The organism is Ideonella sp., assembly GCF_041287625.1.
In the GTDB taxonomy this organism is placed as follows: Bacteria; Pseudomonadota; Gammaproteobacteria; order Burkholderiales; family Burkholderiaceae_C; genus Ideonella.
In genome coordinates this window covers 21737-46197 of record NZ_JBGGNH010000031.1, presented here as the reverse complement: position 1 = coordinate 46197, position 24461 = coordinate 21737, and the positions used below count along the sequence as shown (strand labels likewise).

The following is a 24461-nucleotide window of genomic DNA, read 5'->3' as shown; positions in this document are numbered from 1 at the left end:
GGGCGAATGAGTGGTCAGTGGGACCAGTCGATCAACTTGACATTCAGACAGCCGCCTCACACCGGCACACGGCCGGGGCGCTCAGCCGTTGATGCTGCGCTTGCCGGTGACCACGACCACCTGGGTCGGGGCGCTCAGCGTGGCCTGGGCGAACTGCTCGGCCTGGACCTGCCCGTCGGCGTAGTGGCCCAGGCTGGCCAGCACGGTCAGCGTGACGGTGGCGGCCAGCGCCAGGAAGGGGGCGCGGCTTCGAAGGCTGTTGGTGTTCATGAAGTGGGTCATTTGGGGCTCCTTGCGGTGTGCGGTGGGTGTCGATGGATGTACTTTAGGCAGCCGCCATCCCGGCCGCGACTGTCTTGCGACAAGCGGGGCCGGCAAGTGATTGAGTTGCCTTTGCGGCCGATGAACGGTGGCGGCCGGCAACGGTTCTTCAGGTGGCGAAACGTCCGCCGGGCGCCGTCACAGCCGAGGCTGGCGCGTCTTGCACGTCCAGCGGCCACAGGGCGGGCACGGCGGCAGCGGCCTGCGGCAACTGGGCACGGGCCAGCAGCGAGCCGCTGCGCTGCATCTCGGCAATCTGCACCAGGCTGGCAAGCAGGCTGATGGCCATCACGGCCGTCGTCAGCATCAGGGCGCTGCGGCTGGCCATCCAGGCGGCGAACCGGGTATCGTTTTTCATGATGTCCTCCTGGGGGTTGTTCTTGAATGGCGATGCGCTCAGGGGTGACCGGCCGGGATCGAACCGACATCTGCGGGATCACAACCCGCAGCTCTGCCATTGAGCTACGGCCACACCTGAGCGCACGTGGTGAAAGGTTCCGGTGACGGGTTCCGGTGCCGCCCAATCGTTGCGGCCGATTTCCGCCTTCGAAGCGTGAGCTCGACGAAGGCTTCGTGAAGTCATAGGTTTCCCATCACGGTTGTGCTCCAGCGCGAACGCAAGGCCTGAAGGCTTGCGCCGTGTTCTCGCTGCACGACACGGGCGTCCCCGTGGCGCACATCCTGGCCGCTCTCACACAGAGAAAGCGCATTGCTCGGCCGTTTTGCCGAAACACACCCGTGATGGGAAAGAAAGACAGAAGGTCAAAAGCAACGAGGCCCGGATCCTTTCGGATGCCGGGCCTCGATGGAATCGAGTAGGAGGCAGCGCGCTAAGCGCTGGCCTCGCCCGGGGGCGTGTTGTTGCCGTGATCACCGGCATGGCTGCTCGAACCGCAAACGCTTGCAAACAGCCCTGCAAACCCTGCACTCATGCCGGTGCACTGGCCCGAAAGGGGCAGCGAACGATTGGCGATGAAGGCGGCGGAGTTCACGATGAGATTTCAGTTGGGTTGGAACGAAAAACCTGGTGATCGGTGGAACCCGAAGGTTCCGGCGCTGCAAGCAGTGGAAGCCACTCAGCAGCGAATGGGTGAACTGTAAAGAGTCTTCACTTCTGCGTCAAGCCGGTGCGACAATCTTTTGCTTCCAGATCGTGTCTTCGCCGCCACAACCGCTTTCGTGTCAGACAACCTCACCGTGAATCGCCGCCAGAACGTGCTGGCCTTGTTTCAACGTTATGCCGAATCGCAGATGCGAGCTGGCGTGCCGCCCAAGGGCATGGAGCAGGCCTTTGCGCAACAGCTGCAGATCAGCCCCAGCATGTGGAGCCAGCTCAAGAGCAGCCGGCCGATTGGCGACAAGCTGGCGCATCAGATCGAGGTGGCGTGCGAGCAGCCGCTGGGCTGGTTGGACGGAGAGCATGCGCCGCAGTCTCCCAGCGTTTCCGAGCAACAGTTCCTGGCGTTGGCACAGGAAGTCTGGCGCGGCACGAATGCGGAAGGGCGCAAGCGCCTGAAGCAGTTGCTGAAGGAACTGCGCTGAGCAGCTTGCTCAGACCGCGCTGCGCTTGCCGCAGATCACGACGACCTGGACTGCATTGCCTTGCGAGGCTTGCGCCATCAGCGCGTCGTCCGCCTGCGCATTGGCGATCTGCGACAGGCCGGCCAGCAGGCTGAAAGTCACCCCCGCGGCCAGGCTGAGGAAGCCGCTGCGGGCGGCCTTCGAGCTGGCTTGGAATTCGCGGGTGTTGACGTTGGTGGCGGTGGTCATTTGAGGCTCCTGCTGGGCTGCAAATCGTGTTTCGATGGATGGACTTTAGGCAGCGCCGCTTGCGCTTGCGACCGGGATGCGACGAGTTGCCGCCGCACCTGGCCAAACTGCTGCCCGCAGGGATGAACGGCGGCGGCTGAACGGTGTGGAGAAGGTCTACCGGGACGTCCACTCGCCGGTGCGTCGACCGGCTGCTGCAGCGACCCGCCGGCGTTCGGCGCCACAACGAAAAAGGCCCCGCATCGCGGGGCCTTCGGCTGGAGATCGACGCGACTGGGTGTCAGACCCGCTTGCCGGTCACAACGACAATCTGCAGCGGCATTTCGTTGGCCGGCACGGCGCTGGCGAGCAGCGTCGCGGCGTTGCTGCGGGCCTGGGCCAGTTGCACGTCCTGGACTTGCTGGCCGGCGATGTGGCCCACGCCCGCCAGCACCGTCAGCGTGACGACGGCGGCCAGCCCGGCGAAACCGGCGCGAACGGTGCTGGAAGCGGCGGCGGCGAAACGGGTGGTGGCGATGGTCATGGTGGGCTCCTGGTGCGGTTCGGGGTGTCGATGAGTGGACTTTAGGAAGCCGCGGACTGCGGTGCGACCAGGTTGCGACGAGTTGCCGGTTTGGCCGCGCAGAAGGTTCGATTGGCCGATGAAACGTCGGCGGTCTGGCGGCGGAATCCGGCCTCGTGGTCTGCGACCGGGCCCGTGGCGTGCGATCCGGGCGGCATTCCAAAGTCATGCTGTTTGTGCATAACTCGATGCGAAGGCACTTTGGGCCCGGCCTTGGGAGAAGGCGGTTTTGCCAATGAAAACAAGGCCTTGCACTGTGAAATGCGCCCGTTTCCAGGTGCTCATCTGGCGACCCCGCGCCAGCACGGTTCAGTGAAAACCCTTAGACTGCATTGCATACAAAAACCAACCGGGCTGTCCGGAGCCACCCGCTCCGAGAGATGGCCCTCCATCTCCCCAAAAGGGAAACAGACCATGACCTCCGTGCAAACCACCTACGCAACCGTTCGGCGTTTCATCGCCCAACTGACCACTTCTTCGCAACGCGGCCAGGACGTCAGCCGTGAAGACGACGAGCGCTACCTGTCGCAAGCCGTCGACATGGGCGACCTTGAGCGCCGCATCCGCCAGCTCGAGCGCGGCACCGTCGAAAGCGCGCACACGCAGCTCAGCATGATGAGCTGGAGCCACTGAGTGCGTTCCGACCTGATCCTGGCGATCCTCGGCGCCTTCCGTGCGGCATTTGCCGCGCCGGTGCGCCCCGCGGCCTCTGTGCCGCGTCGCCCGCTGTAAACTGATCTTCTTCCAGGAGAAGCTGCAGCACACGCTGCTGCAGCTGCCGAAGGCGTACCCCTCAGAACGCTCAGGCCCAAAGACTGGAACCATCTCGACAAACTGGAGAGCGTTGCACGGCAGGCCAAAAAGGCTTCGCCGATGGCAGCCGCCGAAGGGGCAAGCGCCGCAGGGAACCGCGGCGTGAATCTCTCAGGCAAAAGGACAGTGGGGGCAGTGGCCGGAATCTTGCGAGTACATCGCAGGCTCCGGCCACTGCCCCTTTCTTTTTGCCTGAAAGAAAGCTTTCCCCATGAAAGTCATCGTCCTCGGCGCCGGCGTGATCGGCGTGTCCACGGCCTGGTACCTGGCGCAAGCCGGCCACGAGGTCACCGTGCTGGAGCGCAATGCCGGCGCGGCCCGCGAGACCAGTTTCGGCAATGGCGGGCAGATCTCCGTCAGCCACGCCGAGCCCTGGGCCAACCCCAGTGCGCCACTGAAGCTGCTGAAGTGGCTGGGTAAGGAAGACGCGCCGTTGCTGTTCCGCCTGCGGGCCGACCCGGCGCAATGGCGCTGGGGCCTGAAGTTCCTGCTGGAATGCCCGGCCGCGCGTTCGAAGCGCAACATGATCCAGCTGCTGAACCTGGGCACCTACAGCCGCAATTGCCTGCAGGCGCTGCGGGCCGAGACCGGTCTGCAGTACGACCACCTGACCAAAGGCATCTTGCACTTCTACACCAGCCAGCAGGAGTTCGACCTGGCGGTGGAGCCGGCGCGCGTCATGCGCGAACTCGGCTGCGAGCGCGACGTGATCGGCCGCGACGAGGTCGTCAAGCTGGAGCCGGCGATGGCCCACATCGCCCCGCAGCTGGCCGGCGCCACCTACACCAACGCCGACGAATCCGGTGACGTGCACAAGTTCACCACCGGCCTGGCCGCGCTGGCGGCCGAGCGCGGCGTGAAGTTCCGCTACGGCGTGCGTGTGCAGAAGCTGCGCAGCGAAGGCGGCGAGATGAGCGGCGTGGAGTTCGCCAACGAAACCGGCATGTACGAGGTGCTGAGTGCAGACGCTTACGTGCTGGCCGCCGGCAGCTTCAGCCCGCAGCTGGCCAAGGCGGCCGGCCTGACGCTGGACATCTACCCGGCCAAGGGCTACTCGGCCACGCTGCCGGTGCTGGACGCCGCCAAGGCACCGCAGGTCAGCCTGACCGACGACGAGTACAAGCTGGTCTTCTCGCGCTTCACCTCGCCGGAGGGCGACCGGCTGCGCATTGCCGGCACGGCCGAGCTGAACGGCTACGACCTGGCGCTCAACCCGGTGCGCTGCGAGGCCATCGTGCGTCGCACGCTGCAACTGTTCCCCGGCGTGAGTCGCCCCGAGTTGGCCAGCTACTGGACGGGGCTGCGTCCGGCGACACCCGGCAACGTGCCCTACATCGGCGAAAGCCGCGTGCGCAAGCTGTTCCTCAACACCGGCCATGGCACGCTGGGCTGGACCCACGGGGCAGGCTCCGGCCATGCACTGGCGCAGCTGATCGACGGCCGCCGGCCCGAGGTCGACTTCGCGTTCTGCGGCCCGCTGCCGGCCAAGCAGGGGCTGTCGCTGCAACCAGCCTGAGTGGGGCCTGTTGTCCATCGGCCTCTAACATCGGCCGATGGACATCTCACTCTTCGGTCAGGCCATGCTGGTCGGCCTGTCAATTGCGGCGCCGGTCGGGCCCATCGGTCTCTTGACCATCCAGCGCACGCTGGACCAGGGCCAGGCGGCCGGCCTGGCCACCGGGCTGGGCGCCGCCGCGGCGGACGCCTGCTACGGCGCGCTGGGCGCGTTTGGCGTCACGCTGGTGATCGACTGGCTGGTTGGCGCGCGCGTGCCGCTGGCCCTCGTCGGTGGTGCGGTGCTGGCTTGGCTGGCGTGGCGGACCTGGCAGGCGCCGGTGGCCGAGCGTGCCGCTTCAGTGCCGGGCGCCGGCAGCCTGCTGGGCGCTTTCGCCGGCACCTTCGTGCTGACACTCTCCAACCCCGCCACCATCCTGTCCTTCCTGGCCATCTTCGGCGCACTGGCTGGCGGCTCAGCGAAACCGGCGTCGCCGGGCTGGATGATCCTCGGCGTGGGCTGCGGCTCGGCGCTGTGGTGGTGGCTGCTCACTGCTGGCGTGGGCCGGCTGCGCCAGCGTTTCGACGCACGCTGGCGGCGCCGCGTGAACCAGGCCTCGGCGCTGTTGCTGGGTGGGTTCGCCCTGTGGCAATGGATTTCCCTGGCGCGCTGGCTGCTCGGCTGAGCCTTGACCTTGCCGCTGTTCGCCGCCCCCGTTCGTCGCGTGCGCCTGCAACTGGTCTGCGCCGGCCGCGTCCGGTCGCAACCGAGCCTCATTCGGTGACGGACTTCCTACAGTCCGCCGCGCCGGCTCCGCTGCGCGTCGCAAGCGCAGGCGCCTAACATCCGGCCACTTTCCTGTTCCCTGACTCAACCCCAACCCAACTCGAAGACTGAGCACATGCGCATGTCGAGACTCCTGATCGGACTGGCCGCCTCATCGGCGCTGGTCCTGGGTGGCCTGGCCCTGACCGGCTGCCACCCCTCCGCACCGCCGGGCGCCACCAGTGCCTCAGCGGCTGCGGCGCCCGCGGCTGCCAGCGCGGCCCCCGTGCCGCCGTCGCCCGACGGCATTGCGCTGGCCTCGCCGCATGCGGCCATGGTGCGCGAGCCCAGCGCGCCCGGCGCCTGGGGCGGCCCGCGCCAGCCGGGTGCGGCCACCTTGTCCGACCGGGTCGTCGACTACCGCATCCAGGCCAGGCTGGACCCGGAGAAGCACACCGTGGACGGCCAGCAGCAAATGACCTGGCGCAACCGCAGCGACCGCGAGGTGCGCGCCGTCTACCTGCACCTCTACATGAACGGCTTCGAAGGCGAGGGCAGCACCTTCCTCAGCGAGCAGCGCAACCTCGGCTTCGGCTTTCGCAGCCAGGTCGATGCGAGCGAAGGCGAGTGGGGCCACATCGAGCTGAAGAAGGTGCAGCAGGCGGGCGTGGCCGTGCCCTGGTACTTCGTGCACCCGGACAACGGCCCCGAGACCGACCACACCGTCGTGCGGCTGGACCTGCCGCAGCCGGTGGCGCCCGGTGCCAGCACCCGGCTGGACATCGACTTCTTCGACCAGTTGCCGCGCGTCATCGCGCGCACAGGCTACTTCGGCAGCTTCCACCTGGTGGGCCAGTGGTTCCCCAAGATGGCGGTGCTGGAACTGCCGGGCGAACGTGGTGCCACCGCACCGCGCTGGAACGCCCACGAGTTCCACCTGCACAGCGAGTTCTACGCCGACTTCGGCCAGTACGACGTGGCCATCACCGTGCCCAAGGGCGTGACGGTGGGCGCCGTGGGCGAACTGCAGGGCGCGCCGGTGGAAAAGGACGGCTGGGTCACCCACCGCTATGTGCAGGGCGATGTGCATGACTTCGCCTTCACCGCCGACAAGCGTTTCGACACGCCGCTGGAGGCGGATTGGTCCGGCCCGGGCAGCCCGCCGGTCAAGGTGCGGGTGCTGTTCCCGCCCGAATACGCGCACAACGCGCAGCCGGTGCTCAAAGCCACGCTGGATTCGCTGACCTACTTCTCCCAGACGCTGGGCGCCTACCCGTACAAGACCGTGACCGCGGTGGTGCCGCCGTACAACGCTGAAGAAGCCGGTGGCATGGAGTACCCGACCTTCTTCACCGCCGAGGGCTACAAAGACGTCAGCCCGGGCACTGAGAGTGCCTACGGCCTGGACTTCGTGACCATCCACGAGTTCGGCCACGGCTACTTCTACGGCATCCTGGCCTCGAACGAGTTCGAGGAGCCGATGCTGGACGAAGGCATGAACGAGTTCTGGGACCTGCGCATGATCCAGGGACGCGGCCAGCCGAACTCGCTCAGCAGCCGCGGCATGCAGCGTCTTGGCGTGCATCTGGAAGCGCCGACGTTCGAAGTCGAGCGCCTGTTCTCGGTGCTCGGTGAGCCGGCGGACGGCACCGGCGAGAACAGCTGGGACCGCCTCTCCAGCAGCAGCTACGGCAGCGTCTACGGGCGCAGCGCCACGGCCTTCCATGAGCTGGAAACGCTCATCGGCAGCGAGGCCCTGGCGCGCTCCTTCAAGATCTACTACGACCGCTGGAAATTCCGCCACCCGGCCATTGGCGACCTGCAGGCCGCGCTGGTCGAAGGCTCGGGCAAGCCCGAAGTCGTCAACCGCATCTTCGAGCAGCAGGTCTACGCGGCGCAGAAGGTGGACGATCGCGTGAGCAAGCTGGTCAGCGAAGAAGAGCGCCCGCAACCCGGCACGGTGCAGAAGGACGGCCGCTGGGTGGAGCGCACGGCCGATCAGATCGACGAACAGCTGGCGCAGGACCGCAAGGCTTGGGAGAAGGCCCATCCCGATGCCAAGCCCGATGCCGCCGGCCCCTTGCCTTTCCGCACCACGGTGACGCTGCGCCGCTACGGTGCCTCGGCGCCCCAGACCCTGGTGGTGCGCTTTGCCGATGGCAGCAGCGAGACCGTGCGCTGGGACGACCAGCGCCGCTGGGCCCGCTACAGCTGGGTCAAGCCGGCCAGGGCTTTGTCGGCCGAGCTCGACCCGCAGGACGAGCACGCGCTGGACACCCACCGGCTGGACAACAGCCAGGTGCTCAAGGCCCAGCCCGCTGCGGCCCGTCGCTGGGCTTATGAAATCGCGGCCCTGGTCCAAACCTTTTACGCCCTGGTGAGCACGCTATGAGTGACGCGGCAGTTTCTTCTTCCTCTGTCCGGGCCACGCTGGGCCAGGCGGCCCGGCAGGCCCTGCAATGGCGCTTGCTGCTGCTGTGGTGGGCGGGCCTGAGCCTGCCGGCACTGCTGCTGTTCGTGCCGCTGTGGCGGGCGCTGGCCTCTTTTGTGGACCATTCATCGCGCGCACCGCAACTGGCCAGCGGCTTTTCGCTGCCGCTGATTGCTGAGATGCTGAGCACCCTGTTCCAGCAGGCCGGCACCGTGCTGCCCGCCGTGGGCCTGGTCGGCCTGGGCCTCACGCTGCTGCTCTCGCCGTGGCTGACCGGGCTGGCCGTGACAGCGGCGCGCCAACCGGCCCCGCAGGGCTTTGGCGCGCTGCTGCGCGGCGGCCTGGCCGACTATGGCCGGCTGTTTCGCATCATGCTGTGGAGCTTGCTGCCGCTGGGCCTGGCCCTCGCCATCGGGGGGGGCTTGAACAAGGCTGCCGGTCACCATGCCGAGCATGCGGTGCTGGCAAGCTCTGCCGGCCATTGGGAGACCGCCGCCATGCTCATCGCCGTGCTGCTGGTGCTGCTGGCCAGTGCCACCGTGGATGCGGGCCGCGCCCAGTTTGTGCTGCAGATGCGAAAGCGTTCGGCCCTCAAGGCCGGCTGGCGCGGCCTGCGGGTGCTGGCACCGCGCCACTGGCGCTCGGTGCTGAGCTACCTGCTGATCACGCTGGCCGGCCTGCTGCTGCTGGCCGCCTTCAGCTGGCTGCGCCTGCAGGCCCCTGGCCTGCTGGTGCCGGCCTGGCACCTGCCCGGCTGGCTGGGCACGCTGGTCGCGCTGCTGGCCGGCCAGGTTGCCGTGCTGGCGCTGGCCTGGATGCGCTGCGCCCGCCTCTTTGCGCTGGTGGCGCAGGGGCGCGCTGCGGGCTGAGGTGTTTGCAGCATGCCCCTCCCATCTGGACGAGGGGCATGCAGCCGCACGGGCGATGCACCGGAAGGTGAGCGGGACAGAATGGTTTGCATGCGTGTTGTGCGCGCCGTCTTCCTCTCACTTTTTCTCGAAGGACATGCCCATGAGCGCCTTGGCACCCAGCCCCATGAGTTCAGCCCGGGCCACCACGCTGGGCGTCGGCCTGGGCTTTGTGGCCGGCTATGTGGACACGGTCGGTTTTGTCGCGCTGTTCGGCCTGTTCACCGCGCACGTCACCGGCAACTTCGTGCTGATCGGCAGTGCGCTGGCGCATGCCGGCGGCAGCGTGACGCTCAAGCTGCTGGTGTTTCCCGCGTTTGTGCTGGCCGTGGCCGCCACGCGGCTGCTGAGCTTGGCGCTCGCCCGCCGGGGCATGCCACTGCTGCGGCCCTTGCTGAGCCTGCAATTGCTGCTGCTGGCGGGTTTCATGGGGCTGGGCTGGGCTGCATCGCCAGTGCAGCAGCCGCCCGGCGCGCTGGGCATGTGGGCCGGGGTCCTGGGCGCTGCCGCCATGGGCGTGCAAAACGCCGCGGCCAAACTGGCATTGGGCCAACTGGTGCCCACCACGGTGATGACGGGCAACGTGACCCAGCTGGTGATCGACACGGTGGACCTGCTGCGTGGCGCCGGCGACGCCGTGCTGCGTGAGCGCATGCGCCGCTTCATCGGCCCCATCCTGGCCTTCACCGTGGGCGCAGTGGGCGGCGGTTTTGGCTACCTGGCGCTGGGCTTTGCCGCGCTGCTGCTGCCCATCGTGCTGCTGGCCGCACTGGCGCTGACGGAGCGCAGCGCCACCGGCACGCCGGCAGCGCCGCAGTAGGCGCTGCTGCGGGTTTCAGCCGGCGGCACTGGCGGCCACAGGCGCTGCCCGTTGCAGGTCGCGCTGCACCCGCCACACCAGCGTCGCCGTGACCAGCGAGGTCGCGGCGACGACGTAGCCGACGACCGGGAAGTGCAGCAGCTTGCCGTCTGCCCCAAAGGCCACGATGTGGCCGGCCAGCAGCGAAGCCAGGCCGCCGGCCAGCTGCTGGACTGCGGCATTCACCGCATTGAACGAGCCGCGCTGCGTGGCCGATGGCACCGCGCTCACCAGTGCCTGAAACGGGATCATGCGCGAGAAGATGCCGACGAACATCAGCACGTTGACCACGATCACCCACGGCAGCGACACCGCCTGCAGGTGGGTGTAGACCAGCACCATGACGATGGTCACGGCAGTGCCGGCCATGAACACCGGCAGCTTGCCCAGCTTGTCAGCCAGCCTGCCCACCAGCGGGCCGATGAAGATGGTGCACAGGCCGGTGACCAGGTAGATCGTCGGCAGGCTCTCCAGCGGAATGCCCAGCGTGTGCACCACAAACGCGCTGCTGAAGGGCATCAGCATGAAGCCGCCGGTGGTCAGCAGTGCGGTGGTCGCGAAGGCGGTCACATGGCGCGGCTCGACGACGGTCTGCAGCAGGTGCTTCAGCGCATCGTGCTTGGCGCCTGCGGTCAGGTGGTCCGCCACCGGCCGCATGCGCCAGGCGATCACCAGCCCGCCGGCGGCGCCAAACGCGGCCATCGCAATGAAGGGCGCATGCCAATCCCAGCGGTTGGACAGGTACAGCCCCACCGGCAGGCCCAGCACCTGGCTGGCCGCAAACGCGGTCTGGATCACGCCCATCACCCGGCCGCGCAGGCGCAGCTCGAACAGGTCGGTCGCAATCGCCATCACCACAGAGCCGATCACGCCGGCGAACACGCCGGTGACGATGCGCGCCATCAGCAATGTGTGGAAGGTCTGCGCCAGGCCGCACCACAGCGTGCTCGCGACAAAGCCGGCGTAGAAGAACAGCAGCAGCTTCTTGCGGTCGAAGCGGTCCGCGAACCCTGCGGTCAGGATGCCGACCACGCCAGCGCTGAAGGCATAGGCCGAGACGACCAGGCCGAACTGCTCGGTCGTGATCTTCAGGTCCGGCATGATCACCGCGCCCAGCGGCGACATGATCATGAAGTCCAGGATCACCGCAAACTGCAGGCAGGCCAGCAGCCCGGCGACAAAGCGCTGGTAGCGGGTGAACAGCGGCGGTGCGGTGGACTGGGAAGCGGGGGTGTCGGGCGTTGGCATGCGGTGGTGGCTGGCAGGGTGGCCGGTGTGTGGGTTCAGCGCGAGGCTGGCCGATTGTGGAGGCAAGCTTGTCCGCACTGGATGAGCGCTACGCCGCACCCTGGGCCTGGTCCAGGAACCGCACCAGGCCGTGGGGTGCGCTGTCGCCCAGGCACACGTCCAGCACCTCGACCGAACCTGCGGCTGCCTCGGCGCTGCGGGGGAAAAGCTTCGCCTCGTAGGCCAGCAGCGCGGCTCCCAGGTCACCGGGGCGCGCGGCAATGGCTTCACCCAGCTCGGCGCCATCGACCATCGCGAGATTCGCGCCATCGCCCGCAGGCGCCATCAGGTGCGCCGCGTCGCCCAGCAGCGTCACGCCGGGTGTGCGATCCCAGCGGTGGTCCGCGGGCAGCGCGTGGATCGGCCGCAGCACTGGCGGCGTCTCGCCATCGGTGATGAGCGCGGTGAGCGCCCGGTCCCAACCCTCAAATTCCAGCGCCACGCGAGCCAGCGCGACGAAAGCATCGGCGGCCTCGACCTCCGCAACCCAGGCCATCGGCTTTTGCAGCGCCGCATAGGTGTGCAGCACGCCGTCTGGCTCGCGATGCGCGAAGATGCCCTTGCCTGGCGCCATCGCGAACAGCGCGCCGCCGCCTACCGCTGCGGCGCTCGCGGGATGGCGAGTGTCGGCATCGGCAAGATGGGTCTCGACGAAAGTGGTGCCGGTGTACGCCGGCGCCGCCATTGACACCAATGGCCGGACCTTCGACCAGGCGCCGTCTGCGCCGACGAGCAGGTCTGTTGTGACATTAGTGCCGTGGGCGAAGGTCAGGGTGTGGCGACCGTCACCCAGTGCTTCGACCGATGTGAGCTTGTGGTCCCAGCGCACCGTGCCGACGGGCAGCGAATCCAGCAGCAAGCGGCGCAGCTCGCCTCGGCGAACTTCGGGCCGACCGCCGTTGCCGTCGTCGGCTTGGTCCAGCAGCACGGCGCCGGTTTTGTCCAGCACGCGCGAGGCCTGGCCACCGGGATGGATGAGCTGCACAAACGCTTCATGCAGCTTCGCAGCCTTCAATGCGAGCTGGCCGCTGTCCGCGTGAATGTCCAGCATGCCGCCTTGTGTGCGTGCGGCGGGCGAGGCCTCGGCCTCGTAGACGGTGCAGGCGATGCCGTGCACATGCAGCACCCGGGCCAGCATCAGCCCGCCAAGGCCGGCGCCAATGATCGCGATCATGCGTGTCATCTCGAATCCTTCAATGGAGATGGCGTGGCATCGGCGGAAAGTGATGTGTGGAACGCCATTCCATCATGATGGAGCGCCGTTCCAGTTGTGTCAACATGCCGCATGGTCAGCAAGACACGTTCACCTCAACGGCGTGAGGACGCCCTCTCGCGGGACCGCATCATCGAAGCCGCCATCGGCCTGCTGGACAACACCGGCGAAGCCGGGCTGACCTTCCGCGCGCTGTCAGAACAGCTGGCGACGGGGCCTGGTGCGATCTACTGGCACATTGCCAGCAAGGGCGACCTGCTCGTCGCCGCCTGTGATGCGGTGGTCGCCGCCACGCTGGCGGCTTGTGCGGGCGGTGAGACGCCCGAGGCCACGGTCCGCGCGTTGGCGGTCGGCATGTTCGACGCGATGGACGCGCACCCGTGGATCTGCTCGGCGCTGATCCATGCCGCCGGCCAGCTGCCGACGGTGCGCCTGTTCGAAAGCATCGGGCAGCAGTTGCAGGCGCTGGGTGTCCCGGCGGGCGGGCAGTGGGCGGCGGTCTCGGCGCTGTGGCATTACATCCTCGGCGTGGGCGGGCAGAACGCCGCGAACCGGCGCTCGGCCCAGGCGCGCGAGATCGGCCGGGAGGACTTTCTGGGCGAAGCGTCCGCAGCCTGGGCTGCACTCGACGAGGCCAGCTACCCGTTCACGCGCTCGCTGGCGCAGCAGCTGCGCCAGCACGACGACCGGAGCGACTTCCTGGCCGGCATCGACCTGATCCTCGGCGGCATCAAGGCGCAGGCGCAGCCCTGAACGCACACCTCGCGGACCTTCAGGGCTGCGCCGCCGTCTCTGCCTGCACCAGTTGCGCTTCTTCGGGCATCGGCACCTGCTGCACCAGCGCGGCGTCCAGCTGCTGTGCGTCCAGCTGGCCGCACCACTTGGCCACCACCAGCGTGGCCACGCCATTGCCCACCAGGTTGGTCAGCGCACGCGCTTCGCTCATGAAACGGTCAATGCCCAGGATCAGCGCCAGCCCGGCGACCGGCACGTGGCCCACAGCGCTCAGCGTGGCCGCCAGCACGATGAAACCCGAGCCGGTGACACCGGCCGCGCCCTTGCTGGTCAGCAGCAGCACCGCCAGCAGCGTGAGCTGCTGAAGCAGCGTCATCGGGGTGTCGGTGGCCTGCGCGATGAAGACCGCGGCCATGGTCAGGTAGATGGAGGTGCCGTCCAGGTTGAACGAATAGCCGGTCGGGATCACCAGGCCGACGACCGACTTCTCGGCACCGGCGTGTTCGAGCTTGCGCATCATGCGCGGCAGAACCGATTCGCTGGACGAAGTGCCCAGCACGATCAGCAGCTCCTCACGGATGAAGCGCACGAACTTCAGGATCGAGAAGCCGTGCAGCCGGGCCACGGCGCCCAGCACCACCAGCACAAAGATCAGGCAGGTCGCGTAGAACGTGCCCATCAGCTGCGCCAGCTGCAGCAGCGAGCCCAGGCCGTACTTGCCGATGGTGAAGGCCATCGCACCAAACGCGCCGATGGGCGCCAGCTTCATGATGGCGCCGACGATGGCAAACAGCACATGCGAGAGTTTGTCGATGAACTGGAAGACCAGGTTGCCCTTGCCGCCAAAGCGCTGCAGCGCAAAGCCGAACAGCACCGAGAACAGCAGCACCTGCAGGATCTCGCCTTTCGCGAAGGCGTCCACCACGCTGTTGGGGATGATGGCCAACAGGAAGTCCACCGTGCCGGTCATCTTGCCGGGGCCCACGTAGTTGGCCAGGCCCTTGGTGTCGAGGGCGTTCGGGTCCACGTGCATGCCGGCGCCGGGCTGCACCAGGTTGACGAGTACCAGCCCGATGACCAGCGCCACGCTGGACATCACCTCGAAATACAGCAGTGCCAAGCCGCCGGTCTTGCCGACCTTCTTCATGTTGTCCATGCCGGCAATGCCCAGCACGACGGTGCAGAAGATGATGGGCGCGATGATCATCTTGATCAGCTTGATGAAACCGTCGCCCAGCGGCTTCATCTGCTCGCCCCATTGCGGCTGGAAGTGGCCCAGCAGCACGCCGATGCCGATGGCGATCAGGACCTGGACGTACAGCGATCGGTACCAGGGCGCACGGGGCGCAGCTGCGGCGGCAGTGGACATGGCGGCGGCGCCCGGCAAGAGGCGCGGTCAGGAGCAAGGCCCGGATTCTTGATCCGGGCCAGGAAAGCCGCCATGTGGCCTCTACTTAGCCCTTGTGGGTGATGGGCTCAGGACTGCTCGACCCTGAATGCGCTGCTCATCGTGAACGCATAGCGCTCCGGCCGGATGTAGAAGCTGGAGTGGTCGCAGCAGCGGCCGTCCGACAGGAAGGAGCTGCGCTCCATCACCAGCAGCGCAGTGCCGGGTGGCACGGCCAGGGCTTCGGCCAGCGTGGCGTCGGCGCTGCAGGCGGTGATGGCGATGTCGGCGCGGGCCGGGCGCTCGCCCATCAACTGCGCGATCAGCGCGTAAGCCGGCTGCACTTCCAGGGCTTGCCAGCTGAGCTGTGACAGCGCACTGGGCAGGTGACTGAGGCCGAGGGCGACAGGCGTGCCGTCCACGCTGTGCAGGCGCCTGAGCAGCGTGAGCTGGCGCGCCGGAGCGAAGCGCGCGGCCAGTTCGTCCGGTACCTTCACGCGGCGCTTCTCCAGCAGCCGCATCTGCGCGTCCAGCCCCTGCAATCGCAGCGATTCATGGAAGCTGCGCAAGGTGTCCAGCCCGTGGCGGACCTGCTTGCCGGCCACGTAGCTGCCTTTGCCCTGGCGCCGCACGATGCGGCCTTCGCCGGCCAGCTTGTCGAAGGCCAGCCGCACCGTGACGCGGCTGACCTGGAAGCGCTCTCCGATCTGCGCCTCGGAGGGCAGGCGGCCGCTGGGCTCGAACAGCCCGGCCTCGATTTCCTCCTGCAGCCGCGCGGCGATCTGCGCGTAAAGCGAGGTCGCGTTTTCGCGTTTCAGGCGGGTCCGAACTTGCGGGCTGGTGGAGGTGGCTGCAATTTCCGTCATAAGCACAGTCGCAATTCGCGTTTGGGCCAACTTGCATTAGAACGTATTATTTTAAGCACCATGCAGCCTGATCCGTGTGCCTTGCATGCCACACCCCGCCTGTTGCGACCCGTTGTTTGAGACCGCACCAATGTCCTCGCCTCCTCCTTCCGACCGCGCCGCTGGCCGCCTCGCGCTGCAAGCCGTGGACTTCGCCTATGCCGATGGGCGCAGCATCTTCCGGCAGCTGTCGCTCAGCGTCACGCCCGGCGAATTCGTCGTGCTGCTGGGACCTTCGGGCTGCGGCAAGTCCACGCTGCTGAACCTGCTGTCAGGCTTCCTGCCGCCGGACCGCGGCACCGTGAGCATCGACGGTGAAGCCGTGCGCCCCGAAATGGACGCGCTGGGCTACGTGTTCCAGTCGCCCAACCTCTTTCCGTGGCTGACGGTGCTGGACAACGTGCGCTTCGGCCTGCGCATGCGTGGCGAGCTGGCGCCGGATGCGCAGCGAAAACGCGCCATGGACTACCTGTCTCTGGTGGGCCTCGCGGAAGCTGCGAACCAGTTCCCGCACCAGCTCTCGGGTGGCATGCGCCAGCGCGTGGCGCTGGCCCGTGCGCTGGCGCCAGAACCCAGGCTGTTGCTGGCCGACGAGCCCTTCGGCGCGCTGGACGCGATCACCCGCCGCCACCTGAACGAAGAGCTGTTGCGCCTTTGGAGCCAGCTTGGCCAGACGGTGGTGTTCATCACGCACGACATCGATGAGGCGGTGTTCCTGGCCGACCGCGTGGTCGTGCTGGGCCGTGCGCCGAATGGCATCGACACGCAGTTGGACATCGACCTGCCCCGGCCGCGCAGTTTCGCGACCACACCCCGATTGCCGCGTTTCCTCGCCTGCCGCGAGCAGCTGATGGACCGCATTGCGCACGTCATGGAGAACGCAGCATGAACAACCGCCGCCACTTTCTTGGGGCTGCGGCCCTGCTGTCTTTGCCGGTGTTTGCACAACCGCGGCCGCTGCGCGTCGGCTGGGTCTACGCGATGGCCAACGCGCCGGTCGTCGTCGCCGACCAGAAGCGCTTTTTCGCCGAAGAAGGCCTGCAGGTCGAGGTCAAGCAGTTTGGCGACGGGCCGGTGCTGGAGCAGGCGATGGCGGCCGGCGAGGTGGACGTGGCCTACGTCGGCGCGCCGCCGGTCTACCAGTGGTTCTCGCGCGGGCTGGATGCACGCATCCTGGCCAAGGTCAACTACGGCCAGGCGGCGGTGATCGCCAGCCAGGCCAGTGGCATCCGCAGCGTGGCCGAGCTGCGCGGCAAGCGGCTGGCGTCGGTTGCCAAGGGCAGCGGCATGGACGTGCTGCTGCGCGGCATCGTGCTGCCCGAGCATGCCAGGCTGGACCCGGAGAAGGACCTCAGCATCCAGTCCATGCCGGTCGGCAACATGAATGCCGCGCTGGACCGCAACATGGCCGACGCAGCGTTCACCTGGGAGCCGTTTGTCAGCCAGGCCTTGCTGCGCGGCAGCAGCCGGCTGGTGCTGGACGTCAACGCGGTGCTGCCGTCCTATCCCTGGTATGTGATCGCCGCGTCCGCACCGGCGCTGAAGGAGCGCGGTCCGGATCTGGTCAAGCTGCTGCGTGCCCATCGCCGAGCCATTGCTTTCCTGCAAGGCAATGCCGCCGAGGCCGACAAGCTGATCGCGCAGGCCTTCAAGCTGGAGACGGTGCAGGCCGCGGACGGCCGCACGGTGGCTGCCGAAGCCATCGTGCAGGAGGCCCGCAAGCGCCTGGGCTGGGCCGACAAGCTGGAAGCGCGCGACCTGCAGTTCATCCAGCGGCTGATGGACCGCTCGCAGGAGCTGGGCTTCACCGCGCGGCCGCTGAAGGTCGAGCAGGTGGTGGACCTGGGCCTGTGGCAGAAGTCGGCGGCCTGACATGAACACCGCCTCCCACCCCGCCATGCGCGCCGCCGCTGCGCCTGTTTCCCGCCCCGGTCTTGCGGCTCGCGTGTTTGCCCGCGCGCTGCCCTGGGCATCGTTGCCTCTGCTGGCTCTGGCATGGACCATTGCCGCCAGTCGCGTACCCAGCTACGTGCTGCCGCAGCCCTGGGAAGTGCTGGGCGAAGGCCTGCGCTGGCTCAAGGACGGCAGCCTGCTGAGCAACCTCGGCCACAGCCTGCTGCGCGAGTTCATGGGCTTCGGCCTGGCCGCGCTGCTGGCGCTGCTGCTGGGCGTGGGGCTGGGCCTGTCGGCCCGGTTGCGCAGCTTCATGAGCCCGCTCAACAGCCTGTTCATGGCCATCCCGCCCATCGCGTGGACGCCGCTGATGATGATCTTCCTCGGCCTGGGCAATGCGTCCATCGTCGCGGTCATCGTGCTGGCCGCGATGTTTCCGATGGCGCTGACGATCCAGGACGGCGTGCAGTCCATCCACGGCGGGCTGGTGCGGGCCGCGCGCACGCTGGGCGCCGGCCGTGCGCAGCTGCTGCGCCACGTCTACCTGCCGGCCTGCCTGCCGTGTGTGACGGCCGCGCTGCGCATCGGCTTCAGCCAGGCCTGGCGGGCGCTGGTGGCGGCCGAGATGATTGGCGCGTCGCAAGGCATTGGCTGGATGGTCTCGACCGGCGGGCAGATCGGCAACAGCAGCCAGGTGCTGCTGGGCATCTGCCTGATCGGCCTCATCGCCTGGCTCACCGAGCGGCTGGTCTTCCGCCGCCTCGAAGCTCACTACACGCACTGGCTGGGCCAGTCTTGAGGAACCTCAAATGACACTCGCTTTCAACCCGGCCGATGCCGGCGACTACATCGCACCTGTTGGCCTGTACGCGCGCAACAAGGCACTGCCTTTCCTCGGCAGCGTGCAGTGCGAGCGCAACCAGCTGGTGGCCGGCGAATGGACCGAGCTGACGCTGGTCTACGAAGTGGGCGGCTCCGGCCTGGCCGATGGCGCGTGGCTGAAGCTCGCGTTCAAGTTCTATTCCGACTGGGCGCTGTTCCAGACCAGCAATCCGCTCGGCGCCGACTTCGTCTCCGCCGAATACCAGGCCGGCCCGCTGGTGCCGGGACAAAGCCCGGCCACGGTGCAGCACCTGAAGGTGCGTTTCGACCAGAAGGGCCACGAGCGGCCGTTCCAGAAGGCGGTGCTGATCGACATCGTGGACGGCTACCTGAACCCCGGCGACCGCATCGTGATCCGCCTGGGCGACCGGCGGCACGGCGGGCAGGGCACGCGCGTGCAGAGCTTCGTCGAAGCGGGTTTTCGCTTCCGCATGTTCATCGACCCGCTGGGCAGCTCGAAATTCGCCGAGGTGCCGGGCGACTGCGTGTTCGACATCGTGCCCGGCCCGCCTGCGCACCTGGGCCTGATCGCGCCGCGGCTGATCGGTACCGAAGAATCGTTTGACGCGGTCGTGCGCCTGGACGACGCCTGGGGCAACACCTGCCGCGAACTGCCACGCGCCGGCACGCTCAAGCTGCACGGGCCCGATGGCAGCCAGAACGAGCAACGCTTTGCGCTGGCCGACGAAGGCTGGGCGGTCGCGCGCGTGGCCGGCCTGTCGCTGTCACAGCCCGGCGAATGGCGGCTCGAAGCCGCGCTGGACGGCATGCCAAGCCTCAGCACCCGCGCCTTCGTGAACATCGCGCAGCGCGATGGCCTGCGCCCGCTGTATGCCGACTTGCACGTGCACTCGGACGACACCATCGGCACCAACGACACGCTGTACAACCTGAGCTACGGCCGCGACGTGGCTGGGCTGGACGTGCTGGGCTACACCGCCAATGACTTCAACATCACCGAGAAGCGCTGGGATGCCGCGGTCGAGCTGATCCACTCGCTGAACGAGTCGGGCCGCTTCGTCTGCTACCCCGGCACCGAGTGGTGCGGGAACTCTGCCGCCGGCGGCGACCGCAACGTCGTCTTCCTCGGCCACGGCAAGCCGCGCTTCCCGTTCGACGCGCAAGGCCGGCTGGTGCGCAGCTTCGAGTGGAACGAACACACCGCCGGCACGCTGAAGCCCGGCGCCTGGCCGGTGGACGAGCTGTATGCCGCCTATGCCGACGACCCGGACGGCCACCTGATGATCCCGCACGTGGGCGGCCGGCGCTGCAACCTGGACTGGCACCACCCGCAACTGGAGCGGCTGGTCGAAGTGGGCTCGGCGTGGGGTCAGTTCCACTGGGTCTATGCCGAGGCGCTGGAGCGCGGCTACCGCGTGGGCGCCGCGGCCAACAGCGACGAGCACCAGGGCCGCTGCGGCGGCGGCGTGCCAGCCACAGCGGTGTTCGGCTCACGCGGTGGCATGACCGGCGTGCTGGCCGAGCGCTTCGACCGCGACGGCGTGGGCCAGGCCCTGCGTGCACGCCGCACCTTCGCCACCACCGGCGAGCGCAGCTACGCCGCGCTGCAGCTCGGTTCGCACTGGATGGGCGAGGTCTGCCGCAGCGCAGGCGGGCAGCCGCTGCGCTACCACCTGCTGGGCGACGCAGGCTGGGAATCGGTGCAGCTGTTCCGCGGCGAGAAAGCGGTGTGGGAGCGCAACCTGCACCAGGAACTGGGCTTCTCGCAGCAGCGCATCCGCATCCGCCTGGGCGGCGCCCGCATCAAGGACCGCTACCGCGCCGCCTGCTGGACCGGCACGGTCGAAGTCAAAGGTACCTCAATCAGCGCCTTCGAATCCTTCGGCTTCGACAACCCCGAGCAGACCTGCTGGCGCGAGAACACCACCACGCTGGCCTTCCGCACCGCCACGCACGGCGACACCGACAGCATCGAACTCACGCTCGGCGCGCTGGTGAACGCCGAGATCACCGTGCGCGCCCAGATCCACGGCTACGTGAAGGTCGGCGACCCGCTGGACCCGCCAGCCCACCCCTACGCGCCAGACGTGGAGCTGAAGATCAGCGGCCGCGAGCTGCTGGCGCAGCACGCCCTGGTTCGCGAACTGCCCGGCGCCGAACTGCGCGTCAGCATCGAGCGCATCACCGAACAGCCACTGCCCCGCGACCTGCAAGGCGAGATCGACCTTGGCACGCTGGCATTGGACGCCGACCGCGAACATCCGCTGTTCATCACCGCGCGCCAGCGCGACCAGTCAAGGGTGTGGACCTCGGCGCTGTTCTTGCGCCTGGGTTGAGCGCGCAGGCGGCTGGCCGTTCGCGGAGCACCTTGGGTGGACAGTTGAGCTGCAGCTTGCGACCCAGACCTGCCTTCCGTCCCGCTTGATGGGGCGCCCGAGACTTGTCGTTCGCGTTGCCGAGCGGCGGATGGCAGGTCTCGACTCATAGCAGCCGGCCGCGGATTCGAACAAGCCGCCGAAAAGCGGGCACGGGTCTGCGAACAGCCGCGGGCAAGCCAGGCCGCATGTGTGGTCGAACAGGCCGCTGCTTCCTCGAGTCCTGTCCCTCGGGGGCTACCGATCGTCGAACGGCGCGAACACTTCGGCCACCCAGTCCACGAAAAGCCGGATCTTGGCGCTCAGGTGCCGGTTGCTCGCGTACAGCACGTGGAAGGGCTGGCGCGGGCGCGTCCAGTCGTCGAGCAGGCGGGTCAAACGGCCGTTCTCGAGGTGCGGCGCGGCCATGAATTTGAATGCCTGTCCGATTCCCACGCCGGCCAGCAGAGCGCTCAAATGCGCGGTGCTCTCGTTGACGGCGACCTCTACTTGGCCGTGCACCAACATCTGCTCGCCTGCGCTGTGGAATTCGAGCGGGAACGCCCGCCCGGTGAGCGACGAGAAATAGCCGGCGACGGCGTGGCCGGGAACGCGACGCTTGCCGGCGTCCTGCGCCGGCCGGGGCATCAGTTCGGACGGGTGCTTCGGAACGCCGCGCGCCTTCAGGTAGACCGGGCTTGCACAGGTCACCCAATCCATGTCGGCGATGCGTCGTGCCACGAGCGACGTGTCCGGCAACGGCCCGCCCCGGATCGCGCAGTCCACGCCTTCGCCAACGAGGTCGATCGGACGATCGCTGACGCCGAGATCGACATGCAGATCCGGGTAGCGCGCGCGGAAACCTGGCAGCGCGGGGATGAGGATCATGTTGGCAACGACCGAGCCGACGTCAACCCGGATGCGCCCACGCGGCTGGGCGCGCGTGCGCGAAGCGCCTTCGTCCATCTCCTCAAGTTCGCCAATCAGTCGAGCGGCCCGCTCGTAGTAGGCCGCGCCCTCCGGCGTCACGCTGACGCGCCGCGTGGTGCGATGCAGAAGCTTTGTTCCCAGGTGGCGCTCCAGATCCTGGACGAGCTTGGTCACCGTGGGTCGCGGAATGTTCATGGTGTCGGCGGCGCGCGAGAAAGCGCCGGATTCGGCGATCCGCACGAAGACGCGCAGCGCCAGCAGTTGGTCCATGGCGTGGGCCCTGGGGTTGTTTCGTCCCCATTATTCAAGCACATGAAATAAGAAGTGCAAATCTGCATCTTTATTCCTGTCCATGACATTCATAAGCTTCGCTCACCCTCTCAACACAGGAGCACGGCATGGGAAACAAACTCACCGGCAAGGTTGCCGTCATCACCGGTGGCACCACCGGCATCGGTCTGGCAGCCGCCAAGACCTTCGCGTCCGAAGGCGCGTTCGTGTACATCACGGGACGGCGTCAGGCCGAGCTGGATGCGGCAGTCGCCGCCATCGGGCAGAACGCCCAGGGTGTGCGAGCCGACTCGACGAAGCTGGACGAACTGGACAAGCTCTACGATTTGGTGCGGACACAGCATGGCCGGGTCGACGTGCTGTACGCGAACGCAGGCGGGGGCGAGATGCTGCCGCTGGGCGCAATCACCGAAGCGCATTTCGACCAGACCTTCGAACGCAATGTGAAGAGCGTCGTGTTCACGGTGCAGAAGGCGTTGCCTTTGCTGGAGAAGGCAACACGCGGCGCCTCCGTCATCCTGGCGGGCTCGACGACCAGCGTGAAGGGCACTGCCAACTTCAGCATCTACAGCGCGACCAAGGCCGCGGTGCGCAACCTCGCCCGCAGCTGGGTTCTGGACTTGAAGGGCCGTGCGATCCGCATCAACACGCTGTCACCAGGGCCGATCCACACGCCCGGCCTGGTCGAGCTCGCAGGGCCCGAGGCCGCGCAGCAGCAGGGCCTGCTCGACTACCTGACCGCACAGGTGCCGATCGGCCGCATCGGACAGCCCGACGACATCGCCAGGGCGGCGCTGTTCCTCGCTTCCGACGATTCGTCTTTCATCACCGGCATCGAACTGTTCGCCGATGGTGGCATGGCGCAGGTCTGAACCGCCGATCGACAAGCCCTCATGGTTCCCTCCAGCATGCGCTTGGCGATGGAACACGAGACATCGGGACCGAGTGCCGACCCGAAGATGCCAACCGGATGGTTGACCAGATTGATCGTTTTAGTACACTTGGTGAATGACAGGTAAATCAAGCGAAGCACCTCAGTCGGCGGCGGAAGCCCGGAGGAACTCGATCCTCGACGCCGCCGTCAAGGAGTTCGGACGGCATGGATACCGGAAGACCTCGATCGAGGATCTGGCCGCTGCCGCCGGCATCTCCAAGCAGGGTCTCTACCTGCATTTCGCGGGGAAAAACGAGGTCTTCCAGGCCTCGATGCAGAAGTACCTCGTCGACTGCATGGCCCTGGTGGACAAGGCGCTCGGCCGGACCGACCTGCCTCTGGTCGACCGCCTGACGGCGGCGCTGAATGCCTGGTTCGGGAGGCACCTGGCCACGTTCAGTCCCGCATCGTTCGACGTCATCGTGACGGGCGATCAGCTGTTTCCTGCGGCCATCGAGGAGTTCAAGCGCGAGTTCATGAAGCGCATCGCCGGGGCGCTGGCCGCGTCGCCTGAATTCACGGCGTCCGGTGCGAACCGCTCAGCAAAGGAGGTGGCGCAGGTGCTGTTCCTCTGCGGCCTCACCTGGAAGGAGGGTTCGCCGTCGCCGCGCGAATTCTCGGAGCGCCTTCGGCTCTGTGTTTGCGTCTGCTGTCACCTGAAAAAAGAATGAGGGATCCGATGAGCATGGGCAAGATTCTCGTCACTGGCGGCTCCGGCTTCCTCGGTGGCCACTGCATAGAGCAACTCCTCCAGAGCGGGCACGAAGTGCGCACGACCGTGCGCTCGGAAAGCCGGCGGGCACACGTTCGCGCCATGGTGGGTCAAGGCCGGCCCCATGCCGATGACCGACTGGGCTTCGCGATGGCCGACCTGCAACGCGACGAAGGCTGGGCCGATGCGGTCAAGGACTGCGAGATCGTCCTCCACGTCGCGTCCCCCTTCCCGCCCGCCGCGCCGAAGCATGAAGACGAGCTCATCGTCCCCGCCCGCGAGGGCACCCTGCGCGTGCTGACCGCCGCACGAAACGCCGGGGTGAAGCGCGTCGTCCTCACGTCTTCCTTCGCCGCGATTGGCTACGGCCACGGGCGTCCCGACCGGGTCCTCGACGAGACGTCCTGGACTCATCTCGATGCACGCTCCAGCGCCTACGTCAAGTCCAAGACCTTGGCCGAAAAGGCAGCCTGGAACTTTGTCGCCACCGAAGGGCAAGGCATGGAGTTGACGGTGATCAATCCAGTGGGGATCTTCGGCCCCGTTCTCGGCGCCGACTACTCGTCGTCGATCGCCTTGATCAAGCACATGCTCGAGGGCCGGGTCAGCGCTTGTCCCAAGGTGTATTTCGGCGTGGTGGACGTGCGCGACGTCGCAGACCTCCACATCCGGGCCATGACTCACCCGAAGGCGTCCGGCGAGCGCTTTCTCGCTTCGGCCGGCGACTGCGTGTCGATGCGCCAGGTCGCCGCCATGCTCCGCGAGCGCTTCGGCGAAGTCGCTGCCAAGGCGCCCACCCGGGAGCTTCCCGACTGGTTGGTGCGTGTGGCCGCGCTCTTCAAGCCGGAGCTCAGGCAGGTGCTGCCCGAGCTGGGCAAGGACAAGCACATCTCGAACCGGAAGGCCCGCCAACTGCTGGACTGGGCGCCACGCAGCAGTGAAGACGCCGTGGCCTCTGCAGCGCAAAGCCTGCTGTCCAGGGGACTCGTGGCCAGCAGCCCAGCGCCCTGAGCCTCCGTGCTCTGCAAACCCAACCACCGGACTCCGTCCACG

The 24461-nt window shown here is 67.5% G+C and carries 25 protein-coding genes, 1 tRNA gene and 1 riboswitch; of the genes, 15 read left to right on the top strand and 11 right to left on the bottom strand.

The features are described 5' to 3' along the window. Positions 1-81: 81 nt before the first annotated feature. The 4 genes from ACAH41_RS12230 to ACAH41_RS12215 form a co-directional block, all read right to left on the bottom strand. The gene (locus tag ACAH41_RS12230) at positions 82-282 is read right to left on the bottom strand and encodes a hypothetical protein (protein ID WP_325651076.1); all 201 of its coding nucleotides are present in this window, start codon (positions 280-282) and stop codon (positions 82-84) included. A gap of 148 nt (positions 283-430) precedes the next feature. Next, positions 431-679, bottom strand: a complete 249-nt coding sequence (locus tag ACAH41_RS12225) for a hypothetical protein (protein ID WP_325651074.1) — start codon at positions 677-679, stop codon at positions 431-433. 43 nt (positions 680-722) lie between these two features. Continuing rightward, positions 723-793: transfer RNA gene (locus ACAH41_RS12220), tRNA-His, on the bottom strand. Between the two features lie 358 nt (positions 794-1151). After that, positions 1152-1313, bottom strand: coding sequence for a hypothetical protein (locus ACAH41_RS12215; RefSeq protein ID WP_370538309.1), 162 nt, complete (start codon positions 1311-1313; stop codon positions 1152-1154). Positions 1314-1500: 187 nt separating this feature from the next. Here ACAH41_RS12215 and ACAH41_RS12210 point away from each other — a divergent pair, with 187 nt between their 5' ends. Beyond that, positions 1501-1863, top strand: a complete 363-nt coding sequence (locus ACAH41_RS12210; protein WP_370538308.1) for a hypothetical protein — start codon at positions 1501-1503, stop codon at positions 1861-1863. 9 nt (positions 1864-1872) lie between these two features. On the opposite strand, the gene ACAH41_RS12205 is transcribed toward ACAH41_RS12210, so the two are convergent. Both ACAH41_RS12205 and ACAH41_RS12200 read right to left on the bottom strand, forming a co-directional pair. Continuing rightward, positions 1873-2091 (bottom strand): hypothetical protein, encoded by a 219-nt coding sequence (locus ACAH41_RS12205; RefSeq protein WP_325651070.1) that lies wholly within the window; start codon positions 2089-2091, stop codon positions 1873-1875. Between the two features lie 280 nt (positions 2092-2371). After that, complete coding sequence (locus ACAH41_RS12200) at positions 2372-2614, bottom strand: hypothetical protein (RefSeq protein ID WP_325651068.1); 243 nt, start codon at positions 2612-2614, stop codon at positions 2372-2374. A gap of 453 nt (positions 2615-3067) precedes the next feature. Here ACAH41_RS12200 and ACAH41_RS12195 point away from each other — a divergent pair, with 453 nt between their 5' ends. From ACAH41_RS12195 to ACAH41_RS12170, 6 genes are all read left to right on the top strand, one after another. Beyond that, positions 3068-3286 carry a DUF3563 family protein gene (locus ACAH41_RS12195; RefSeq protein ID WP_325651066.1) on the top strand — a complete coding sequence of 73 codons (219 nt, stop codon included), beginning with the start codon at positions 3068-3070 and terminating at the stop codon, positions 3284-3286. A 191-nt stretch (positions 3287-3477) separates the two neighbouring features. Beyond that, a riboswitch (glycine riboswitch) is annotated at positions 3478-3603 on the top strand. 74 nt (positions 3604-3677) lie between these two features. Beyond that, a complete protein-coding gene (locus ACAH41_RS12190) occupies positions 3678-4982 on the top strand; it encodes a D-amino acid dehydrogenase (RefSeq protein ID WP_325651064.1) in 1305 nt (434 codons plus the stop codon). Between the two features lie 37 nt (positions 4983-5019). Next, on the top strand, positions 5020-5646 hold the full coding sequence (locus ACAH41_RS12185) for a LysE family transporter (RefSeq protein WP_325651062.1): 627 nt from the start codon (positions 5020-5022) through the stop codon (positions 5644-5646). A gap of 222 nt (positions 5647-5868) precedes the next feature. Beyond that, positions 5869-8118, top strand: a complete 2250-nt coding sequence (locus ACAH41_RS12180) for a M1 family metallopeptidase (protein ID WP_325651060.1) — start codon at positions 5869-5871, stop codon at positions 8116-8118. After that, complete coding sequence (locus tag ACAH41_RS12175) at positions 8115-9026, top strand: hypothetical protein (RefSeq protein ID WP_325651058.1); 912 nt, start codon at positions 8115-8117, stop codon at positions 9024-9026. The genes ACAH41_RS12180 and ACAH41_RS12175 overlap by 4 nt, the downstream gene beginning before the upstream one ends. A gap of 142 nt (positions 9027-9168) precedes the next feature. Next, complete coding sequence (locus tag ACAH41_RS12170; protein ID WP_325651056.1) at positions 9169-9885, top strand: YoaK family protein; 717 nt, start codon at positions 9169-9171, stop codon at positions 9883-9885. Between the two features lie 15 nt (positions 9886-9900). Here ACAH41_RS12170 and ACAH41_RS12165 read toward each other — a convergent pair whose 3' ends face one another. Both ACAH41_RS12165 and ACAH41_RS12160 read right to left on the bottom strand, forming a co-directional pair. Next, positions 9901-11172 (bottom strand): MFS transporter, encoded by a 1272-nt coding sequence (locus tag ACAH41_RS12165; RefSeq protein WP_325651054.1) that lies wholly within the window; start codon positions 11170-11172, stop codon positions 9901-9903. Positions 11173-11260: 88 nt separating this feature from the next. Next, the gene (locus tag ACAH41_RS12160) at positions 11261-12394 is read right to left on the bottom strand and encodes an NAD(P)/FAD-dependent oxidoreductase (protein WP_325651052.1); all 1134 of its coding nucleotides are present in this window, start codon (positions 12392-12394) and stop codon (positions 11261-11263) included. Between the two features lie 102 nt (positions 12395-12496). Here ACAH41_RS12160 and ACAH41_RS12155 point away from each other — a divergent pair, with 102 nt between their 5' ends. Further along, entirely contained in the window at positions 12497-13177 is a 681-nt protein-coding gene (locus ACAH41_RS12155; RefSeq protein ID WP_370538307.1) for a TetR/AcrR family transcriptional regulator, read from the top strand. Between the two features lie 19 nt (positions 13178-13196). Here the strand turns inward: ACAH41_RS12155 and ACAH41_RS12150 are convergent, their stop codons facing one another. Together ACAH41_RS12150 and ACAH41_RS12145 are read right to left on the bottom strand one after the other, a co-directional pair. Continuing rightward, the gene (locus ACAH41_RS12150) at positions 13197-14528 is read right to left on the bottom strand and encodes a dicarboxylate/amino acid:cation symporter (RefSeq protein ID WP_325651048.1); all 1332 of its coding nucleotides are present in this window, start codon (positions 14526-14528) and stop codon (positions 13197-13199) included. A gap of 107 nt (positions 14529-14635) precedes the next feature. After that, the gene (locus tag ACAH41_RS12145; RefSeq protein WP_325651046.1) at positions 14636-15412 is read right to left on the bottom strand and encodes a GntR family transcriptional regulator; all 777 of its coding nucleotides are present in this window, start codon (positions 15410-15412) and stop codon (positions 14636-14638) included. 130 nt (positions 15413-15542) lie between these two features. Between ACAH41_RS12145 and ACAH41_RS12140 the strand changes: the two genes are divergently transcribed. Genes ACAH41_RS12140 through ACAH41_RS12125 form a run of 4 tightly spaced genes read left to right on the top strand, consistent with a single transcriptional unit; the run spans position 15543 to position 20523 of the window. Then, positions 15543-16340, top strand: coding sequence for an ABC transporter ATP-binding protein (locus tag ACAH41_RS12140; protein WP_325651044.1), 798 nt, complete (start codon positions 15543-15545; stop codon positions 16338-16340). Next, entirely contained in the window at positions 16337-17323 is a 987-nt protein-coding gene (locus ACAH41_RS12135; RefSeq protein WP_325651042.1) for an ABC transporter substrate-binding protein, read from the top strand. Before ACAH41_RS12140 ends, ACAH41_RS12135 begins: the two co-directional genes overlap by 4 nt. Before the next feature lies 1 nt (position 17324). Then, positions 17325-18143 (top strand): ABC transporter permease, encoded by an 819-nt coding sequence (locus tag ACAH41_RS12130; RefSeq protein ID WP_325651040.1) that lies wholly within the window; start codon positions 17325-17327, stop codon positions 18141-18143. A 10-nt stretch (positions 18144-18153) separates the two neighbouring features. Then, complete coding sequence (locus tag ACAH41_RS12125; protein ID WP_325651038.1) at positions 18154-20523, top strand: hypothetical protein; 2370 nt, start codon at positions 18154-18156, stop codon at positions 20521-20523. A gap of 276 nt (positions 20524-20799) precedes the next feature. Here ACAH41_RS12125 and ACAH41_RS12120 read toward each other — a convergent pair whose 3' ends face one another. Continuing rightward, positions 20800-21741, bottom strand: coding sequence for a LysR family transcriptional regulator (locus tag ACAH41_RS12120; RefSeq protein ID WP_325651036.1), 942 nt, complete (start codon positions 21739-21741; stop codon positions 20800-20802). 128 nt (positions 21742-21869) lie between these two features. Between ACAH41_RS12120 and ACAH41_RS12115 the strand changes: the two genes are divergently transcribed. From ACAH41_RS12115 to ACAH41_RS12105, 3 genes are all read left to right on the top strand, one after another. Then, positions 21870-22634, top strand: coding sequence for an SDR family oxidoreductase (locus ACAH41_RS12115; RefSeq protein ID WP_325651035.1), 765 nt, complete (start codon positions 21870-21872; stop codon positions 22632-22634). A gap of 136 nt (positions 22635-22770) precedes the next feature. After that, entirely contained in the window at positions 22771-23367 is a 597-nt protein-coding gene (locus ACAH41_RS12110) for a TetR/AcrR family transcriptional regulator (protein ID WP_325651034.1), read from the top strand. Positions 23368-23375: 8 nt separating this feature from the next. Then, on the top strand, positions 23376-24419 hold the full coding sequence (locus tag ACAH41_RS12105; protein ID WP_325651032.1) for an aldehyde reductase: 1044 nt from the start codon (positions 23376-23378) through the stop codon (positions 24417-24419). The last annotated feature ends 42 nt before the right edge of the window (positions 24420-24461 follow it).

Bases quoted from the DNA above. Each gene is read 5' to 3' on its own strand.
- ACAH41_RS12230 (WP_325651076.1), bottom strand. From the start codon at position 282: ATGACCCACTTCATGAACACCAACAGCCTTCGAAGCCGCGCCCCCTTC.
- ACAH41_RS12225 (WP_325651074.1), bottom strand. From the start codon at position 679: ATGAAAAACGATACCCGGTTCGCCGCCTGGATGGCCAGCCGCAGCGCC.
- ACAH41_RS12205 (WP_325651070.1), bottom strand. From the start codon at position 2,091: ATGACCACCGCCACCAACGTCAACACCCGCGAATTCCAAGCCAGCTCG.
- ACAH41_RS12200 (WP_325651068.1), bottom strand. From the start codon at position 2,614: ATGACCATCGCCACCACCCGTTTCGCCGCCGCCGCTTCCAGCACCGTT.
- ACAH41_RS12195 (WP_325651066.1), top strand. From the start codon at position 3,068: ATGACCTCCGTGCAAACCACCTACGCAACCGTTCGGCGTTTCATCGCC.
- ACAH41_RS12190 (WP_325651064.1), top strand. From the start codon at position 3,678: ATGAAAGTCATCGTCCTCGGCGCCGGCGTGATCGGCGTGTCCACGGCC.
- ACAH41_RS12185 (WP_325651062.1), top strand. From the start codon at position 5,020: ATGGACATCTCACTCTTCGGTCAGGCCATGCTGGTCGGCCTGTCAATT.
- ACAH41_RS12180 (WP_325651060.1), top strand. From the start codon at position 5,869: ATGTCGAGACTCCTGATCGGACTGGCCGCCTCATCGGCGCTGGTCCTG.
- ACAH41_RS12175 (WP_325651058.1), top strand. From the start codon at position 8,115: ATGAGTGACGCGGCAGTTTCTTCTTCCTCTGTCCGGGCCACGCTGGGC.
- ACAH41_RS12170 (WP_325651056.1), top strand. From the start codon at position 9,169: ATGAGCGCCTTGGCACCCAGCCCCATGAGTTCAGCCCGGGCCACCACG.
- ACAH41_RS12165 (WP_325651054.1), bottom strand. From the start codon at position 11,172: ATGCCAACGCCCGACACCCCCGCTTCCCAGTCCACCGCACCGCCGCTG.
- ACAH41_RS12160 (WP_325651052.1), bottom strand. From the start codon at position 12,394: ATGACACGCATGATCGCGATCATTGGCGCCGGCCTTGGCGGGCTGATG.
- ACAH41_RS12155 (WP_370538307.1), top strand. From the start codon at position 12,497: ATGGTCAGCAAGACACGTTCACCTCAACGGCGTGAGGACGCCCTCTCG.
- ACAH41_RS12150 (WP_325651048.1), bottom strand. From the start codon at position 14,528: ATGTCCACTGCCGCCGCAGCTGCGCCCCGTGCGCCCTGGTACCGATCG.
- ACAH41_RS12145 (WP_325651046.1), bottom strand. From the start codon at position 15,412: ATGACGGAAATTGCAGCCACCTCCACCAGCCCGCAAGTTCGGACCCGC.
- ACAH41_RS12140 (WP_325651044.1), top strand. From the start codon at position 15,543: ATGTCCTCGCCTCCTCCTTCCGACCGCGCCGCTGGCCGCCTCGCGCTG.
- ACAH41_RS12135 (WP_325651042.1), top strand. From the start codon at position 16,337: ATGAACAACCGCCGCCACTTTCTTGGGGCTGCGGCCCTGCTGTCTTTG.
- ACAH41_RS12130 (WP_325651040.1), top strand. From the start codon at position 17,325: ATGAACACCGCCTCCCACCCCGCCATGCGCGCCGCCGCTGCGCCTGTT.
- ACAH41_RS12125 (WP_325651038.1), top strand. From the start codon at position 18,154: ATGACACTCGCTTTCAACCCGGCCGATGCCGGCGACTACATCGCACCT.
- ACAH41_RS12120 (WP_325651036.1), bottom strand. From the start codon at position 21,741: ATGGACCAACTGCTGGCGCTGCGCGTCTTCGTGCGGATCGCCGAATCC.
- ACAH41_RS12115 (WP_325651035.1), top strand. From the start codon at position 21,870: ATGGGAAACAAACTCACCGGCAAGGTTGCCGTCATCACCGGTGGCACC.
- ACAH41_RS12110 (WP_325651034.1), top strand. From the start codon at position 22,771: ATGACAGGTAAATCAAGCGAAGCACCTCAGTCGGCGGCGGAAGCCCGG.
- ACAH41_RS12105 (WP_325651032.1), top strand. From the start codon at position 23,376: ATGAGCATGGGCAAGATTCTCGTCACTGGCGGCTCCGGCTTCCTCGGT.